16 protein-coding genes and 1 tRNA gene are annotated in these 17,254 nt (G+C 44.9%); 15 read left to right on the forward strand and 2 right to left on the reverse strand.

Translation table 11 applies throughout. The annotated features are described in order from the left end of the window. Positions 1–31: 31 nt before the first annotated feature. The 15 genes from trxB to MHB37_RS00900 all read left to right on the forward strand — a co-directional run bounded on the left by trxB (position 32) and on the right by MHB37_RS00900 (position 16,038). The gene (gene trxB / locus MHB37_RS00830; RefSeq protein WP_312151413.1) at positions 32–985 is read left to right on the forward strand and encodes a thioredoxin-disulfide reductase; all 954 of its coding nucleotides are present in this window, start codon (positions 32–34) and stop codon (positions 983–985) included. 350 nt (positions 986–1,335) lie between these two features. Further along, positions 1,336–2,763 (forward strand): glucuronate isomerase, encoded by a 1,428-nt coding sequence (gene uxaC, locus MHB37_RS00835; protein WP_076192647.1) that lies wholly within the window; start codon positions 1,336–1,338, stop codon positions 2,761–2,763. Positions 2,764–2,820: 57 nt separating this feature from the next. Further along, the gene (locus tag MHB37_RS00840) at positions 2,821–3,825 is read left to right on the forward strand and encodes a LacI family DNA-binding transcriptional regulator (RefSeq protein WP_076105201.1); all 1,005 of its coding nucleotides are present in this window, start codon (positions 2,821–2,823) and stop codon (positions 3,823–3,825) included. A 157-nt stretch (positions 3,826–3,982) separates the two neighbouring features. Continuing rightward, the gene (locus MHB37_RS00845) at positions 3,983–5,452 is read left to right on the forward strand and encodes a tagaturonate reductase (RefSeq protein WP_405168844.1); all 1,470 of its coding nucleotides are present in this window, start codon (positions 3,983–3,985) and stop codon (positions 5,450–5,452) included. A 33-nt stretch (positions 5,453–5,485) separates the two neighbouring features. Then, positions 5,486–6,976: a UxaA family hydrolase gene (locus MHB37_RS00850; protein WP_405169575.1), complete on the forward strand. Its 1,491-nt coding sequence runs from the start codon at positions 5,486–5,488 to the stop codon at positions 6,974–6,976. A gap of 207 nt (positions 6,977–7,183) precedes the next feature. Next, positions 7,184–7,408, forward strand: a complete 225-nt coding sequence (locus MHB37_RS00855; RefSeq protein ID WP_076186866.1) for a DUF1858 domain-containing protein — start codon at positions 7,184–7,186, stop codon at positions 7,406–7,408. A 15-nt stretch (positions 7,409–7,423) separates the two neighbouring features. Continuing rightward, positions 7,424–8,683, forward strand: a complete 1,260-nt coding sequence (locus MHB37_RS00860) for a DUF438 domain-containing protein (RefSeq protein WP_076186864.1) — start codon at positions 7,424–7,426, stop codon at positions 8,681–8,683. Between the two features lie 209 nt (positions 8,684–8,892). Next, positions 8,893–9,843 carry an ROK family glucokinase gene (locus MHB37_RS00865; protein WP_036687097.1) on the forward strand — a complete coding sequence of 317 codons (951 nt, stop codon included), beginning with the start codon at positions 8,893–8,895 and terminating at the stop codon, positions 9,841–9,843. Positions 9,844–9,889: 46 nt separating this feature from the next. Continuing rightward, positions 9,890–10,789: an RNase adapter RapZ gene (gene rapZ, locus MHB37_RS00870; RefSeq protein WP_076126855.1), complete on the forward strand. Its 900-nt coding sequence runs from the start codon at positions 9,890–9,892 to the stop codon at positions 10,787–10,789. Positions 10,790–10,843: 54 nt separating this feature from the next. Continuing rightward, complete coding sequence (yvcK, locus tag MHB37_RS00875; protein ID WP_169744815.1) at positions 10,844–11,791, forward strand: YvcK family protein; 948 nt, start codon at positions 10,844–10,846, stop codon at positions 11,789–11,791. A gap of 45 nt (positions 11,792–11,836) precedes the next feature. Further along, on the forward strand, positions 11,837–12,766 hold the full coding sequence (whiA, locus tag MHB37_RS00880; protein WP_036687104.1) for a DNA-binding protein WhiA: 930 nt from the start codon (positions 11,837–11,839) through the stop codon (positions 12,764–12,766). A 97-nt stretch (positions 12,767–12,863) separates the two neighbouring features. Further along, positions 12,864–13,133 (forward strand): HPr family phosphocarrier protein, encoded by a 270-nt coding sequence (locus MHB37_RS00885; RefSeq protein WP_036687106.1) that lies wholly within the window; start codon positions 12,864–12,866, stop codon positions 13,131–13,133. Positions 13,134–13,302: 169 nt separating this feature from the next. Further along, positions 13,303–14,058 carry an SIMPL domain-containing protein gene (locus MHB37_RS00890; protein ID WP_076126857.1) on the forward strand — a complete coding sequence of 252 codons (756 nt, stop codon included), beginning with the start codon at positions 13,303–13,305 and terminating at the stop codon, positions 14,056–14,058. Between the two features lie 126 nt (positions 14,059–14,184). Beyond that, positions 14,185–15,288, forward strand: coding sequence for a DUF3298 and DUF4163 domain-containing protein (locus MHB37_RS00895; RefSeq protein ID WP_405168845.1), 1,104 nt, complete (start codon positions 14,185–14,187; stop codon positions 15,286–15,288). 111 nt (positions 15,289–15,399) lie between these two features. Then, positions 15,400–16,038: a GDSL-type esterase/lipase family protein gene (locus MHB37_RS00900; protein WP_076192640.1), complete on the forward strand. Its 639-nt coding sequence runs from the start codon at positions 15,400–15,402 to the stop codon at positions 16,036–16,038. Positions 16,039–16,127: 89 nt separating this feature from the next. Here the strand turns inward: MHB37_RS00900 and clpP are convergent, their stop codons facing one another. Together clpP and MHB37_RS00910 are read right to left on the reverse strand one after the other, a co-directional pair. After that, positions 16,128–16,724 carry an ATP-dependent Clp endopeptidase proteolytic subunit ClpP gene (clpP, locus tag MHB37_RS00905; RefSeq protein WP_036687113.1) on the reverse strand — a complete coding sequence of 199 codons (597 nt, stop codon included), beginning with the start codon at positions 16,722–16,724 and terminating at the stop codon, positions 16,128–16,130. A gap of 193 nt (positions 16,725–16,917) precedes the next feature. Continuing rightward, positions 16,918–16,992, reverse strand: a tRNA-Arg gene (locus MHB37_RS00910). Positions 16,993–17,254 lie beyond the last annotated feature (262 nt).

Consider the following 17,254-nt stretch of genomic DNA (forward strand, 5'->3'; position numbering starts at 1 on the left):
AAATAAACCCTATTGTGAGGAGGCCACTGTTATGTACAAAACGATTGTAATCGGAACAGGCCCAGCCGGGCTTACTGCTGCAATTTATTTGGCACGTGCCAACCTAAACCCACTTGTGATTGAAGGTATGCAACCAGGTGGACAACTGACAACGACAACAGAAGTCGAGAACTTCCCAGGCTTTCCTGAAGGAATTCTAGGCCCGGATTTAATGGACAACATGCGCAAGCAGGCTGAACGTTTTGGGGCTGAATTTAAGAATGGTTGGGTGGATTCAGTTGATTTTTCACAGCGTCCATTTAAAGTGACTGTAGATGGATTGGGAGTATTAGAGGCGGAGTCAGTGATCATCTCAACCGGTGCATCTGCCAGATATTTAGGAATCCCCGGGGAGCAGGAGAATGTGGGCCGTGGGGTCAGCACTTGTGCTACTTGTGACGGATTCTTTTTCCGTGGCAAAAAGATTATTGTCGTCGGTGGTGGAGATTCTGCGATGGAAGAAGCCAGCTTTTTAACCCGATTCGCTTCCAATGTAACATTGGTTCACCGTCGTGATGAGCTTAGGGCTTCGAAGATTATGCAGGCTCGCGCACGGGATAACAGTAAGGTATCGTGGGCTCTTAACCGTACACCGCTAGAGGTTACAACCGACGAGTCTGGCGTTAAGGGGCTGACGGTTCGCAATAATGAGACGGGAATTGATGAACTCATCGAAGCGGACGGAGTGTTTGTCGCGATCGGGCACACGCCGAACACCGGATTTTTAGGGGGGCAAATTACGACCGATACCAACGGCTACATTGTGGTCAACCCTGGAACGACAGAAACGAACATCCCGGGCATATTCGCTTGTGGCGACGTGCAGGATACCCGTTATCGTCAGGCAATTTCCGCAGCGGGATCCGGCTGTATGGCAGCAATGGATGCTGAGAAGTACCTAGAGGGCACGATGGTGCATGACTGGAGCGAAACACTGGATAGTTAATTTTGCGAGAAATCGTAGTCGATGACATATAAGCAGGTAATCCTTTTTCTAAAGGGTTGCCTGCTTTTTTCAATATTGGCGGGGCCGTGTCCGGATATTAAATATGTTGTTTATTTATTACCGCTCGGAAGTTAAAATAACTGTAACAATGTCTTTATAAAAAGACTTGCGCATTTTAAAAATACGTTTACAATGAAGATATAATGTTAACGTGAACAATTTACACAAACCCTATTATAAGCAATAATTTTAAGTTTAAAATATTTATTAAGAAATCGACCGATTGAATAAATGTTCACGTTAAACTTTGTGTAACTCCCATTCGAACTTAAAGGAGAGCAGCAAACCTCATGAGTAAAAAATTCATGGATGAGAACTTCCTATTGTCGAGCGAGACCGCAATTAAGCTGTTTCATCATCATGCGAAAGACATGCCCATTATCGATTATCATTGCCACCTCAGCCCAAAAGAAATTTATGAGAACAAAACGTTCAACAATATCACCGAAGCTTGGCTGTATGGCGACCATTATAAATGGAGAGTGATGCGCGCTAACGGTATAGAAGAGAAATTCATTACTGGCGATGCCAGTGATTATGATAAATTTTTAGCCTGGGCTAGAACGGTTCCGATGATTATCGGGAATCCGCTATACCATTGGACGCATCTGGAGCTGCAACGTTTCTTCGGTGTATATGAGTTGCTGAATGAAGCTAACGCACCAAAAATTTGGGATGAAGTGAATAGACAGTTACAGGGTGAAGGATACGGAGCAAGAGATTTGATCATTAAATCGAAGGTGACTACGGTTTGTACTACCGATGATCCTGTAGATAATCTGGAATATCATGAGAAAATCAGTAATCTGAGTGGATTCAATGCTAGCGTTGTGCCGGGATTCCGGCCAGATAAAGCGCTTGAAATCAACCGTCCTACCTTCCAGCCTTGGGTAGCTCAGCTAAGCGAAGTTTCGGGAATGGCTGTTAAGAATTACGGACAGTTTCTTGCAGCATTGGAGAGCAGAGTGAGATTCTTCCACGCCAGAGCCGGCCGTGTATCTGACCATGCTTTGGATGCGGTAATGTTTGAGCCTACTACCTTGGAGGAAGCTACAGCTATATTCGCTAAAGCACTTTATGAAGGCACTGTAAGTGAGAGTGAAGAAAAGAAATATAAAGGATTCACGCTAGTATTCCTCGGCAAATTGTATAACGAGCTGGATTGGGCGATGCAATTCCATATTCATGCGCTACGGAATAACAACAGCGTAATGTTCGGACGTCTCGGACCTGACACGGGTTATGATTCTATCAATGACGGCGTGATTGCTAAGCCTTTGGCGGGTCTGCTCGATGCGCTGGATCGTGAGAATGCGTTGCCTAAGACCATTTTGTACTCATTGAACCCTAATGATAATCATGTTATTGCCAGTCTAATGGGTAGCTTCCAGGGCGGCGGTATTCCAGGGAAGATTCAATTCGGAACCGCATGGTGGTACAACGATAATAAAGACGGCATGCTGGAACAGATGAAGACACTTGCTAATCTAGGCGTACTTAGCCAATTTGTTGGGATGTTAACAGACTCCAGAAGCTTTTTATCGTATACCAGACATGAGTACTTTAGAAGAATCTTGTGTGATCTAGTAGGCTCTTGGGTAGAAGCTGGAGAAGCCCCGGATGATATGGAGTTACTGGGCAGTATGATTGAGAACATCTGTTACAATAACGCTGATCATTATTTTAATTTCTCGAAACAGGCATTGGTGACTAGGTAATCGTTATGATATCCTTACATGGAAGAGCCAAACCCGTTTAATAAGGAAGGTTGACCCATGGCACCTACAATCAAGGATATCGCCAAATTGGCGAATGTATCGCATACAACTGTATCGAGAGCACTTAACAATAGTCCACTAATTAAAGAGGTCACACGTAAAAAAATTGCCGAGATCGCTGCGCAAGTGGGTTACGTCCCTAATTACAATGCCAAAAGCCTTGTGATGCAGCGATCCTATACCATTGGTCTGTTCTTCACGAGTATTGCCAACGGCACAACTTCTGGTTTCTTCTCTGATACGATTCGTGGTGTAAATAGGGTCATAGATGTAGAGTACAATCTGTTCATCCGTGGGATCGACGATTATGCGGATTACTCCTCTATTCATCGCAAACGTTTTGATGGAATTATTCTAATGAGCCAGAGTGAAGCAGATAATAAATTCATTTACCATGTTGTCCAGCAAGGCATTCCAATCGTTGTGCTGAACCGGGAAATTGATGACCGTTCCATTATCAACATCATCTCGAACGACCGGGAAGGTGCTTATAATGCAGGCAAATACCTGATCGAAAACGGGCATCAAGACATTGCAATTATTGAAGGTGTCGAGGGCTTTAAATCCACACAGGAACGCAGAGATGGCTTTATAAAAGCTTTGATTGACCATAATATCCCTGTTCGTAATGACTACATGATAAGCGGTAGTTATGATATGCAAAGTGGATATGAGGCGATGGGCAAGCTGCTGGATCTCGAGAAGCCACCGACTGCTGTATTTTGCTCCAATGATGATATGGCGATCGGGGCTATGAAAGGCGTGTTTGAGCGAGGGCTGCAGGTGCCAAATGATATCTCTGTTGTTGGTTTTGACGACATTGGGTTTTCACTTTTTGCCAATCCTTCACTCACCACGGTCAAACGTCCTATTGAGAAGATTAGTGAGCAAGGCGCTCGCCAGCTGTTAAGCTTGGTCAAGGAACCCTCAGAAAAAGACGGGCGGATCTCGATCGAGACAGAGCTTATTGCCAGAGAATCAGTCAGGAAGTTGCAGAAGTAGAGGCTGCGCATAGCAGCCTGATCCTTTACCTTCGTAAAGGATTGCTATCTAAAATTTTCACGTGTGCATATATTTAATGAATTAGTAATATAAATATGATTTTATATAGTTTATTTAATAAGTTTATCGTGTGCATTTACTATTAGGAGGCGTTAATATGAAAAGATTAAATAGTGATAATTGGACAGCTTACAAGCAGTATCCTGAGAAGGTTCTACAATTTGGCGAAGGCAATTTCATGCGCGCCTTTGTAGATTGGCAGATTCATACCATGAATCAAAAAACGGATTTCAATGGTGGAGTGGTTGTTGTACAGCCATTGGCTAACGGACTGGCAGAAATGCTGAATGATCAGGATGGGCTGTATACCCTTTATCTGCAAGGCATTAAAGACGGAGCGGCTGTAAAAGAACACGAGGTAATTAATTGTATTACGCGGACGCTTAATCCCTATTCACAGCATGAGGAGTATATGAAGCTGGCTGAGAACCCTGAGCTGCGCTTTATCGTGTCTAATACTACTGAAGCGGGAATTGCTTTTGAAGCTGGCGACAAGTTAACCGATACGCCGCAGAGTAGTTTCCCAGGCAAGCTGACGGCCTTATTGTACAAACGTTATCAAATTTTTAATGGGGAGGCTTCTAAAGGTTTTATCATCATTCCATGCGAGCTGATTGACCGGAATGGTGATGAACTCAAAAAGGTTATTTTGAAATATGCTGAGCTGTGGAATCTTGGAGAAGGTTTTGTGAACTGGTTGAATGAAGCTAATACCTTCTGCTGCAGTCTGGTGGACCGCATTGTTCCCGGTTATCCAAGAGACAGCATTGCCGAGATTACAGAAGAGCTGGGTTATGAGGATAAGCTGGTCGTTGTCGGCGAGCAATTCCATCTTTGGGTGATTGAAGGACCACAGTGGATTAAAAAGGAGTTTCCGGCTGAACTAGCAGGTCTTAATGTGCTGGTGGTGGATGATATGGCCCCTTATCGGACTCGTAAAGTGAGGATTTTAAACGGAGCTCATACAGCTATGACACCAGTAGCGTATTTGTACGGTATTGATACGGTTGCTGAAGCCATTGAGCACGAAGAGGTTGGGGCGTACGTGAAGTCCTTAATCTATGATGAGATTATTCCAACGCTGGATCTGCCGGCAGAGGAATTGAATTCTTTTGCAGACGCGGTATTAGAAAGATTCCTGAACCCTTATGTGCAGCATTACTTGATGAGCATTTCCCTTAATTCTATATCGAAGTTTAAGACAAGAGATCTGCCTTCTTTACTGCAATATGTAGAGGCCAAAGGACAATTGCCTGAAAAGCTTGTCTTCTCATTGAGCGCATTAATTGCCTTCTATAGAGGACGCAGAGGGGAAGAAAACATTCAACTGGCTGATGATGCGGATATTTTGGAATGGTTCGCCTCCTTATGGGGAGGATGGGATGGCACAGACACCGGGCTGCGCGCACTGGCCGTCGAAGTACTTGCCGCAACCAATCGCTGGGGCTGTGATCTGAATGAAGTGGCTGGACTTACTGACAAGGTGACAGAAGGACTGATTGCGATTGAGAAAAATGGCATGAAGCAAGCCTTAAAAGCGTTCGTGAAGAGACCGGCACACAACTAATACCCTGGAGGTGACAATGATATGATCAAGACGATGAAAGAAGTATTGCAGATTAATGAGGCTGATAATGTCGCTGTTGCACTAAAAGACTATAAAGCAGGCGACACCATTGTGATTGGTTCAAAAGAGATTAAAATTACTGAAGATATCGCTAGAGGCCATAAAATTGCACTGTCCAGCATTAGCGAAGGTGAAAACGTATTGAAATATGGTTACCCCATTGGTCATGCTATAGCGTCTATCGCGCCGGGGCAGTGGGTGCATACCCATAACACTAAGACAAACCTAACAGGGGTAGAGGAATATACCTTTGAGCAGAAGCTGACGCCGAATCCTTTTGCAGCGGAGAATTTGACCTTTAAGGGGTATCGCCGCTTTGATGGATCTGTAGGTATCCGCAATGAGCTCTGGATCGTCCCTACTGTTGGTTGTGTGAATGGAGTGGCGGAGCAGATCATCAATATTTTCAAAGCAGAGGTTGGAGATATCGCACCTTTCGATAACGTGCTCGTGCTTAAGCATAACTACGGTTGCTCCCAGCTGGGCGATGATCATGACAATACACGTACGATTCTGGCTAACGCGGTTAAACACCCGAATGCGGGCGGCGTGCTTGTGCTCGGATTGGGCTGTGAGAATAACAATTTGCATATTTTTAAAGACATGCTGGGCAGCTATGATGAGAATCGTGTGCGTTTCCTTGTCTCCCAAGAGGTTGGGAATGAGATTGAAGAAGGCGTGAAGCTGCTGAAGGAAATCTATAATAATGTCCAAGGCGATCAACGGGAAGAGGTATCACTCTCTGAGCTGAAAATCGGTCTGAAATGTGGAGGCTCCGACGGGTTATCCGGTATTACTGCGAATCCGCTCCTTGGACGTCTGTCTGATTATATGGCTGCTCAAGGCGGGACCACTGTACTGACAGAAGTACCTGAAATGTTTGGTGCCGAAAAAATTCTAATGGAACGTGCTGCGGACGAAAATATTTTCAACAAAATTGTCGATCTCATTAATGACTTTAAGCAGTATTTTATGGACTATAAACAGCCGGTATATGAAAATCCTTCTCCAGGGAATAAAGCCGGAGGAATTACTACGCTTGAGGATAAATCATTGGGTTGTACTCAAAAATCCGGGAACGCTACAGTTATGGATGTCCTCAAGTACGGGGAGCTTATCACTAATAAAGGCTTAAATCTCCTTAACGCACCTGGCAATGATCTTGTGGCTTCCTCTGCACTGGCTGCTGCTGGCTGCCAATTGGTGATCTTTACGACCGGGCGGGGAACACCATTTGGTACATTCGTGCCTACGATGAAGGTATCTACCAATACCCCATTGTATGAAGGCAAACGTCATTGGATCGATTTTAATGCAGGTGTGTTGGTGGAAGATGGTTCTCCAGATGAGGTCCTGCGCAGCTTCATAAACTATATTATTGCGGTGGCCAGCGGTGAATGGGTTAATAATGAAAAGAATAATTTCCGTGAGATCTCCATATTCAAAACAGGAGTAACGCTATAATAAATCATTAATTAATGACAAATCAGGCTGTCTCTTATGCTTTTTAAGCGTAGGGGGCAGTTTTTTTAGGTTCACAGCAGACATAATCCGTCTTAAAAAGAACGATAATTGCATTCTTTTGAATTAGTGATTGCAATCACAATGGTCCTGTACGGCCTGTGCTAATCTTTTATTGAGAATAGTTCTCACATGAAGGAGAAGAGTGAAATGGAAAAAGTGCTGAGTTTGGATGAATCTATATTCGAGATGGTATCACGGCATCCGGAGGTCATCGAGATTATGGTAGAGCTGGGCTTTAAGGATATTGCCAAGCCTGGCATGCTGCAGACCGCTGGCCGTTTCATGACCTTATCCAAAGGAATTAAGCTGAAGAAAATGGAACTCGAGCACGTGAAGCTAACTTTTGAACGTCATGGTTTCGAGATTATTTAATAAAGGAGTGTTAATATGAGCGAACTGATTAACAACCGTGAAGTTGATGTGCCGGAACAGACTCGTCGCCAGGCTATGCTTAAGGAGATTATTAAAGAGCTGCATGCAGGGAAAAGTGTAGAAGAGGTTAAGGCGCGATTCGCCGAAGCTGTGGGTGATGTTACCGTAGCGGAGATTTCCGCGATGGAGCATTCATTAATGACCGAAGAAGGAATTCCGGTATCCGAGGTCCAACGTCTTTGTTCGGTACATACAGCCATTTTTAAAGGCTCTATTGAGCAGATTCACCGCTCGTCCCAGCCCGAGGAGCAGCCAGGCCATCCAGTACACACCTTCAAATTGGAGAATCGTGAGATCGAAAGACTTGTTAACTTCCGCATGGATCTGCACGCAACAAAGTTTCAAAAGAATGATAGTGAGGAACTGATCTTCAAATTGTTGGAGGATCTTAGCTTGCTGCTGGATCTTGATAAACACTATAGCCGAAAAGAAAATCTGCTGTTCCCATACCTCGAAAAATACGGCATTTATGGCCCAACCAAGGTAATGTGGGGAGTGGATGATAATATCCGCCGTATGATTAAAGAGGCAAAAGCAGCGCTCAGCACTTATAGCGGAAACGCAGCAGAAATAGGCGTTCAGCTTGAGGAGATCATCAAGGAAGTTAATGAAATGATCTTTAAGGAAGAAAATATTCTATTGCCTATGGCCCTGGACAAACTGACGGAAGATGAATGGGTCAAAATCGCCCGGGAGAGCGATGAGATCGGGTTCTGCCTAACCGCACCGGAGCAGGAGTGGATCCCTGAGCGGGCCGCTGAGCCGGACGGCGCAGTGCTGGAAGAAACAGAAGGAGCTACGCCGCAAGGCGGGTTCATCCGTTTTGAGACAGGGTTGTTGTCACTGCATCAGCTGGAGACCGTACTCAACCATCTTCCTGTAGATCTAACCTTCATTGATGAGAATGATGTTGTCCGATATTTTTCACATGGGAAGGAGCGTATCTTTGCCCGAACTAAAGCGGTTATCGGCCGTACAGTACAGAACTGTCATCCCCCGCAAAGTGTTCATGTGGTAGAGAAGCTTTTGGAAGACTTTAAGGCAGGCCGTAAGGATGCTGAAGACTTCTGGATCAATATCAAGGATAAGTTTATCTACATCCGTTACTTCGCTGTACGAGACGAGTCAGGCCAATATATGGGCACGCTAGAGTTCACACAGAATATCGCTCCAATCCGAGCATTAGAGGGCCAAAAGCGCATTTTATCAGAATAAATCGGTGCGTTGGGTTATTTTCCAGATAATAATATAAGTACAAGACTCTCTTACTTAGGCGTAAGGGGGTCTTTTTAGAATATAATAGAGTATACTCTTAAAATAAGGAATTCCCGGGTGTGTTGTCTTTCCTTGACCACAGAGAGGGCTTCTATTATAGTTGGTACTTAGGATTAACTATTTTAGTATAAAAAAAGGTGGCTTGTTACATGTCTGAGAATATCTACGTTGGCGTGGATTTGGGTGGAACTGCAATTAAGGTTGGAATCTGTAATGCTGAAGGTACCCTGCTACATACTTATGAGGGACCTACAGGAACTGCAGAGGGTGTCGATACTGTTATCGATAATATCGAGAAGTATGTACGCCAAATTGTGGAGGATTCCCCGTACTCTTGGGATCAGCTTGCAGGTGTAGGAGCGGGTGTAGCCGGGTTCACAAATATTCGTGAAGGAATCATCATCCTTGCGCCTAACATAGGATTTAGAGATGTGCCGATCCGTTCCATTTTGGAAGATCGTTGGAACAAGCCTGTCAAAATAGACAATGATGCGAATGTGGCTGCACTGGGCGAAGCTTGGAGTGGTGCGGGACGTGGCGTTGATAACTGTGTCTGCTATACGCTTGGAACAGGTGTCGGTGGCGGAATCATTATTAATGGAAAGATTTATCAAGGCTTTGCGGGATTAGCTGGTGAGCTTGGTCATATCACAGTAGTGCCGGATCTGGAAGCTATTCAATGCGGCTGTGGCAACATGGGCTGTCTGGAAACCGTTTCCTCCGCTACAGGTATTATCCGCATGGCTAATGATGCAGTAGCTCGTGGCGATCGTACTTCTCTCTCTATGGTAGAGAAGATTGCTGCGAAAGAAGTCTTTGATGCGGCTAAGGCTGGCGATGAAGTAGCTATCCGTATAGTAAATCGTGCAGCGTACTATCTGGGTAAATCCATGGCTTCTGTTGCGGCTGTGCTTAACCCTGAAGTATTTATCGTTGGCGGCGGTGTGTCTAAGGCTGGAGATATTCTATTTGATGAGGTTCGTCGAGTGTTTGCGAAATTGACACCGGCTCCACTTCAAACTGGTGTTTCGATTATTCCAGCTGAGCTTGGCAATGACGCAGGTATTGTTGGGGCTGCCGGCCTTTTGCTGCGTTCTTAAAAGACGGGAAGTATTCATATACTAAATCTAGGGAGGGGACGCTTTTATGACCGAATTGGACAATACCCCAACGGCTGGAGCCACCCTGATTATTATTACGGGAATGTCAGGTGCGGGGAAGACAATTGCTGTACAAAGTCTGGAAGACCTAGGGTTCTTCTGTGTCGATAATTTACCACCGGTGCTGATTCCCAAGTTCGCAGAGCTAATTGAACAGTCAAAGGGTAAGATTGCCAAGGTAGCCCTTGTAATTGACCTGCGTGGTCGAGAATTCTTCACTGCTTTGTCTGAGTCTCTTGCCTATATCAAGGATGAGTCAACCATTGGCTGTGAGATCTTGTTTTTGGATGCTACAGATTCAGTACTTGTTCAGCGTTACAAGGAAAGTCGACGTCATCATCCATTAGCACCTAAGGGGCTGCCGCTTGATGGTATCAAGCTAGAACGTAAAATGCTTGAAGAATTGAAAAATTCAGCTACGTTATGTTTAGATACCAGCAGTATGAAGCCCGTGCAGCTTAAGGAGAAGATCGTTTCACGGTTTTCGCATCTAGGAAAAAGTACGCTTTCCGTCAATATTACATCCTTCGGATTTAAGTACGGTATTCCTATTGATGCAGATCTTGTCTTCGATGTCCGCTTCTTGCCTAACCCACATTATGTGGACCATCTGCGGCCTAAAACCGGCCAGGACAGTGAAGTCTACGATTATGTAATGAAGTGGCCTGAAACACAGGTGTTCCTGACCAAACTGCTCGATATGCTTCATTTTCTAATTCCGCAATATCGTAAGGAAGGTAAGTCCCAGATTATCATTGGCATTGGCTGTACGGGAGGTAAACACCGTTCCGTAGCCATTTCCGAGTATTTGGGTAAAATGCTGGGCGTTAGCGAGACGGAATCCGTAACCGTTAGTCATCGGGATTCCGAGCGTGATCGGCACTAGAGAGAAGGGGTCATAGTGGCTGAAGAACAAAGACAGCGTCCACGTATCGTCGTTATGGGCGGTGGCACGGGGTTATCTGTCATGCTTCGTGGTTTAAAAGAGAAGCCATTAGATATTACTGCTATTGTTACCGTTGCCGATGATGGGGGAAGCTCAGGTATTTTGCGCAGTGAACTGCAAATGCCTCCTCCTGGGGACATCCGCAACGTATTGACAGCTATGGCTGATGTGGAGCCGCTCATGGCAGAGATTATGAGATACCGTTTCAACACGGGTGAGGGACTAGCTGGTCATAGTCTCGGCAACTTGATTCTTGCTGCGCTCACGGATATATCCGGCGATTTCGTTACGGCTGTACGGGAGCTTAGTCGATTATTCGCTGTTCGCGGCCGGGTATTGCCTGCGGCCGGTGAAGCTGTAATCCTGCATGCAGAAATGTCGGACGGCACGATTATCACGGGGGAGTCCAAAATCCCTGAAGCTGGCGGGATCATCAGACGAGTGTCCTTGGAGCCGCCAGATGTAGAACCGTTGCCCGAAGCGCTTGAGGCGATTCGGAATGCAGATGCGATCCTGCTGGGTCCTGGCAGTCTGTATACGAGCATTCTTCCCAACCTGCTTGTTCCGAAACTGGCAGAAGCGGTTGTATCTTCGAATGCTATCAAAATTTTCGTCTGCAACGTAATGACTCAGCCGGGTGAAACGGATAACTATACCGTCAGCGATCATCTTCAAGCTGTATATGATCATATCGGGATCGATTTATTCGATTATGTTATTGTTAATGACGGTGAGATTCCGGAACAGGTCCAGACGAAATACGCCGAGAAGGGCGCGCGCCCGGTGCAGCTTGATAAAGAAGCGCTGGATGGCAATGGATACAAGGTTATAGCCGATAAACTGGTTTTATTCCGAACTTATTTGAGACATGATACCGATAAGCTTAGCCATCACATTTATCAGCTTGTGCAGGATTGGATAAACAGAAACCCTAGGGTATAACTTATAGATGAGAACGAAGTACTTATCAAGAAAGAGGTGAGACCCTTGTCTTTTGCGGCCCTTACCAAAAAAGAGCTGACGATGGTGGAGAGTGAACCCTGCTGCGAGAAGGCGGAAATGTCAGCGCTTATCCGTATGAATGGATCTGTGCAGCTTTCAAGCAAAAAGGTTATTCTCGACATTTCGACGGAGAACGCCGCGATTGCAAGGCGGGTATATTCTTTACTTAAGAAATATTACCAGGTCCATATTGAGCTACTCGTGCGTAAAAAAATGCGTTTGAAGAAAAATAACGTCTATATCGTCAGAATCCCAAACCGTGTACAAGAGATCCTAAAGGATCTTAGAATTGTGTCGGAAGGATTTATTTTTACCGATGGTATTGATGATGAGATTGTTGGGAATAACTGCTGCAAGCGTGCTTATTTGCGCGGTGCCTTTCTGGCTGGCGGATCGGTTAATAATCCGGAAGGCTCCTCCTACCATTTGGAGATTTCCTCGATGTATGAGGAACATTGTAAAGCATTAGTGGATCTGGCTGGGGAATTCCACCTAAACGCACGCTGCATCGAACGTAAAAAAGGGTTCATTCTTTACATTAAAGAAGGCGAGAAGATTATTGAATTCTTAAGTTTGATTGGAGCGCATCAGGCGCTGTTCAAATTTGAGGATGTAAGAATTATGCGCGATATGCGTAATTCCGTGAATCGGATCGTGAACTGCGAGACCGCAAATCTCAACAAAACAATAAGTGCTGCGGTGCGGCAGATTGAAAATATCAAGCTGTTGCAGCGAGAAATGGGACTGGAGAATTTGCCGGATAAACTGCGTGAAGTAGCAGAAATTCGAATGGCGCATCCAGATATCAACCTCAAGGAGGTTGGTGAAATGCTCAAAGGTACAGTCAGTAAGTCGGGAGTAAATCATCGGCTTCGTAAGATTGATGAGCTGGCGGACAAGGTTCGAGGCGGCTAATTACTTTTTTTCTAGTGTGGTTTACGTTATAATGATATAATAATATAAAATTAATGTGAAACTTTTGGGGAGAACTCAATTAGGGGGTAAGCGTTTCATGACAAAGCACCCGGTAGTTGTTCGGTTGAAGACAGGGCTTCATGCCCGACCGGCAGCATTGTTTGTGCAAGAAGCTAACAAGTTTTCGTCGGAGATTTTCGTGGAAAAAGATGATAAAAAAGTAAATGCTAAAAGTATTATGGGGATTATGAGCCTCGCTATCAGTTCCGGCACGGAGATTTACATTAGCGCGGACGGTGCGGATGCCGATCAAGCTGTAAACGCTTTGACAAGTCTGGTCAGCAAAGAAGAGCTTGAGAACCAATAATAGGAAGACAACATCGTTTCTGCTAGGAAGACTTTATTTATCGCATGACCAAAAGCCCTTCGGGGCTTTTTTTAATACCAAAAAATAGATGGAGAACGTGCAACATTTACCAAAATGACTCGTCTAGAGGATAATAACAAATCACAAGAAATGAAAGGGGCTGGCAAATATGAAAGGTTTATTGAAGAAAATTGGTTCAGTGATGATCGTAGGGAGTTTGTTAATTGGAGGGATCAGCATGAGTGGTGTTTTCCAAGGTCCTGCAAAGGCTTACGCAGATGAAGTGCAGAAAAATGTCGTTAGTGTAGTAGGTAAAGGCGAATTGTCCCTCAAGCCGGATATCGTATACTTGTCCATCGGTGTGGATACTACAGCCACAACTGCGCAAGAAGCGCAGAAGACCAATGCCGCTAAAATTCAGAAGATTATGACTTTACTGAAGAATACTTGGAAAATTGCAGATAAAGATATTCAAAGCACGCAGTTTTATGTGCAACCCAATTATAGTTACAGCGAAAAAGAAGGACAGCAAGTGAAGGGGTACAACGCCAATCATACGCTGTTAGTGTCTTATAGAGATCTGACCAAGGTTGGTGAATTGCTGGACGCTGCATCTGCGGCAGGGGCGAATAATATCGGAAATGCACGTTTTTCTGTGGAAGATACTTCTGCATTTGAAGCTCAGGTGATTGAAAAAGCGATGGCGAATGCAGATGTTAAAGCAGGGGCTATTGCTAAGGCAGCTAAACGCAGCTTGGGTCAAGTGATCACGGTCAGCCAAAATGATGGCGATATCACTCCGGTTTATTTTGAACAGAATCTAAAAATGAATATGGCTGCAGCAGATGCTGGTGCAAGCACATCTGTGCAACCCGGAGTAGTTAAAGTTACAACTCAGCTGAGCGTAATGTATGAATTGAAATAGTATCAGAACAAGGTGAATGCAGAGAGGAGAGGTGTCTTCCACTAGTAATAGTGGGGGGGCGCCTCTTTTTTTGTGTAAGTTCTCTACGATTCTGTTTAATAAATTGGAAAGGAGAGGAAAAATAAGATGATGAATATTATTTCAAAAGAATCAGCACGCAAATGGGGCATAGGTCTGATGTCAGCAGGTTTATTGTTTGGTGGAGGTCTGCTGCCCAGCGAAACGGGTTATGCAGCAGCTAGTAAAACGGAGAATAAAGCTATTGATTCGCGTATCGTTTTAAAGGCAAACGGGATAAATTCGTTGCAGGAAGGTATTTTGAAGGAAGGACAGGCCTGGATTCTCATAACTTTTATGCGAGATGTGTTGGGATTACCGCTTGTGTATGATAAGAAGGAAAATGCGTACATGATTGGAAAAGGATCGGCCAAGGCCAAGTTGATGTTATCCAGCTACGGTACTTCTGTGTGGGTGAACAACTATTTCATTCGAGAGTATGAAGGGAAGTTAATTAATAATCGCCTCTATGTTCCATCAGGATTGTTAAATGATTATATGGGTTATAAGGTAGATTGGAGTCGGGCCGCCAGTAGGCTGAATGTGGTGAACAGACCGCAGAACGCGCTGACGGTAACCACGGAAACTTATGCTAAAGATCGGGCAGAAGCTTTTATTCAGCTTGATTATCCGAAGATCAGTGGATTGGGCAACTCCAGTGCGCAACAAGCTATTAATAATACTTTGAAGGAAAGTGTTATGAAATTCGCGGCGGGTGCAGAACAGGATATCTCCGATCGAGATGGAGCAGAGCCCAAATACACCTATGATTCAGGTTATGTAGTGACCTACAATCAGAATGGTGTGATCAGCATAGTGATGCATCAGTATAGTGATACGGGCGGGGCCCATGGAATGACTAACCGTGAAGCCTTCACCTTCTCGCTTAAGGATGGTAAACGTCTACTGTTGGGCGACCTGTTTGGAGCTAATCCAAACTACAAAAAACAGCTGAATGCAAAGCTGAGCAAGCTGCTGAAGGCAGAGGATAGTTATTTGGGAGGATTCAACGGATTGAATACGGAGAAATATTTCTATCTGAAGGACGACAAGGTTGTTCTGTTCTTCCAATTATATGAGTACACAGCGTATGCTGCAGGCTTCCCTGAGTATACTTTTAGTTTCAAAGAGCTTTTGCCGGATGGCAGTAGCCCGTTTGCTGGCATGAAATAAATGGCAATGTTTCGTCTCCGCTAATGTCGGCACAAGACATCTCCCCCTTACCAGAGTTGTCTCTTGTTCATATGCTAAAGGGAGTAACTAGTTTATGAACGGGGGAGAGCTATGGGCTACCAATATACTGCAATTGGCGATTCCTTGACGACTGGATTTGGTGCTCTGCCAGGTAACGGTTTTGTACCGGTGTACCGTAGAATGGCAGAAGGGAGACTGCGGACTACTGTAGCCTCTACGAATTTAGGCGTGAACGGAATGACTACTTCAGAGCTGGAGCAGCGGCTGCGCGGAAATTCCATGATGCGTGAGGCCGTTCGAGTAGCCGATATCATCACTGTGTCTATCGGTGGTAATGATTTGATTCACGCGGCCAAATCAGCAGCAAGACAGCAAGGAAACTTATCCGCAGAACTGCGGAGATCGCTTCAGGAATGCAAACAAAATTTCTCTGCAATTATGAATATCCTTATACAATTGAAGGCGAGGACTTGTAGACCTTTTATCATTAGAATTGTGGGATTATATAATCCCTATCCTCAGGTGGTTGGTGCGACAGAGTGGGTCAGACAGTTTAATCAATACGCAGCACAGTACAGCAGCCGAGTATGTGGATTTGCTTCGATTTATAGTGAGTTCGCAGGAAATGAGAGAGGGCTGTTATCCATTGATCATCTGCATCCGAATGGCCGGGGTTATCGCGTGATTGCCGAGAAGCTGGATGCGCTAGGTTATGGCGGGCTGGCGTGATTGGATTTAGGTCTTCTATAAAATATAAAGAGGCTGTGCTCTAACCATAACGGATAGAGCACAGCCTCTTTATATTTTTACTTTATAGCTTACACACCGCTAGGCAATGTCTTCTCGATTACTTTATCTACGATACCGTATTCAGCCGCGTCTGCAGCAGTCATGAAGTAGTCGCGATCTGTATCCTTCTCAATACGTTCTAGAGGTTGACCCGTACGTTCTGCTAGAATACGGTTCAGCTTATCGCGCAATTTGAGGATGCGGCGGGCACGGATTTCAATGTCCGTTGCTTGACCTTGAGCACCACCCAGAGGCTGGTGGATCATGATCTCGCTGTTAGGCAGTGCGAAGCGTTTGCCTTTGGCGCCAGCGTTTAGCAGGAAAGCTCCCATGGAAGCTGCCATACCCACACAGATGGTGGAAACATCTGGTTTAATGTACTGCATTGTATCAAAAATAGCCATACCTGCAGTAATGGAACCGCCTGGGCTATTCACGTAAAGGTGAATGTCCTTGTCAGGATCTTCGGCAGCCAAGAACAGCATTTGTGCGATGATAGAATTGGCTACCACGTCATTAACCTCCGTTCCAAGGAAAATGATGCGGTCCTTCAGCAGGCGGGAATAGATGTCATAAGCGCGCTCGCCGCGGTTGCTCTGTTCTACTACCATAGGAATATAACTCACGTGGAAAACCTCCTTGATATTGGTTCTTCAAATGTATTCATTTTTACTCTTGCCGTATTACCCACATGATAAACAAATTCAAACAAAAAGTCAAAGAAAGTCAAACTTATATTCAAAAAAAAGAGCCGACAAGCGGCTCTTTGGTTAAGTAGTAGTATAGGCACTACTAAATTATGTGCAAAAATGAAATTAATGGCGCGCCCGCCAAGAATCGAACTTGGATCTCAGGCTTCGGAGGCCTACGTCATATCCATTGGACCACGGGCGCAACAAAAATGATTATAATACAATTTTTACACAATTGCAATGTAATATTAATACTGGACAAGCGCTCTAGGGACAGGCATCGGGCGCTATATCTTTTTCTGACCTTATTAATGTATAAGAAGACAAGCGCTTGAGAATTCTACTCTCGGAAGACTTGCGCTTCGAGCAATATTTGGTTAGAATATGGGTGGGACTTAAAAAGTTTACCCGGGACGTTTTGAGACCATGAACAAGGGAATAGAGGAAGACGAAGTTGCAGGAGT

Source organism: Paenibacillus sp. FSL H3-0286, from assembly GCF_045040705.1.
Taxonomy (GTDB): domain Bacteria; phylum Bacillota; class Bacilli; order Paenibacillales; family Paenibacillaceae; genus Paenibacillus_AQ; species Paenibacillus_AQ odorifer.

Bases quoted from the DNA above. Each gene is read 5' to 3' on its own strand.
- rapZ (WP_076126855.1), top strand. From the start codon at position 9,890: ATGACCGAATTGGACAATACCCCAACGGCTGGAGCCACCCTGATTATT.
- MHB37_RS00890 (WP_076126857.1), top strand. From the start codon at position 13,303: ATGAAAGGTTTATTGAAGAAAATTGGTTCAGTGATGATCGTAGGGAGT.
- uxaC (WP_076192647.1), top strand. From the start codon at position 1,336: ATGAGTAAAAAATTCATGGATGAGAACTTCCTATTGTCGAGCGAGACC.
- trxB (WP_312151413.1), top strand. From the start codon at position 32: ATGTACAAAACGATTGTAATCGGAACAGGCCCAGCCGGGCTTACTGCT.
- MHB37_RS00845 (WP_405168844.1), top strand. From the start codon at position 3,983: ATGAAAAGATTAAATAGTGATAATTGGACAGCTTACAAGCAGTATCCT.
- MHB37_RS00860 (WP_076186864.1), top strand. From the start codon at position 7,424: ATGAGCGAACTGATTAACAACCGTGAAGTTGATGTGCCGGAACAGACT.
- MHB37_RS00895 (WP_405168845.1), top strand. From the start codon at position 14,185: ATGATGAATATTATTTCAAAAGAATCAGCACGCAAATGGGGCATAGGT.
- MHB37_RS00885 (WP_036687106.1), top strand. From the start codon at position 12,864: ATGACAAAGCACCCGGTAGTTGTTCGGTTGAAGACAGGGCTTCATGCC.
- MHB37_RS00900 (WP_076192640.1), top strand. From the start codon at position 15,400: ATGGGCTACCAATATACTGCAATTGGCGATTCCTTGACGACTGGATTT.
- yvcK (WP_169744815.1), top strand. From the start codon at position 10,844: ATGGGCGGTGGCACGGGGTTATCTGTCATGCTTCGTGGTTTAAAAGAG.
- MHB37_RS00855 (WP_076186866.1), top strand. From the start codon at position 7,184: ATGGAAAAAGTGCTGAGTTTGGATGAATCTATATTCGAGATGGTATCA.
- MHB37_RS00840 (WP_076105201.1), top strand. From the start codon at position 2,821: ATGGCACCTACAATCAAGGATATCGCCAAATTGGCGAATGTATCGCAT.
- MHB37_RS00850 (WP_405169575.1), top strand. From the start codon at position 5,486: ATGAAAGAAGTATTGCAGATTAATGAGGCTGATAATGTCGCTGTTGCA.
- MHB37_RS00865 (WP_036687097.1), top strand. From the start codon at position 8,893: ATGTCTGAGAATATCTACGTTGGCGTGGATTTGGGTGGAACTGCAATT.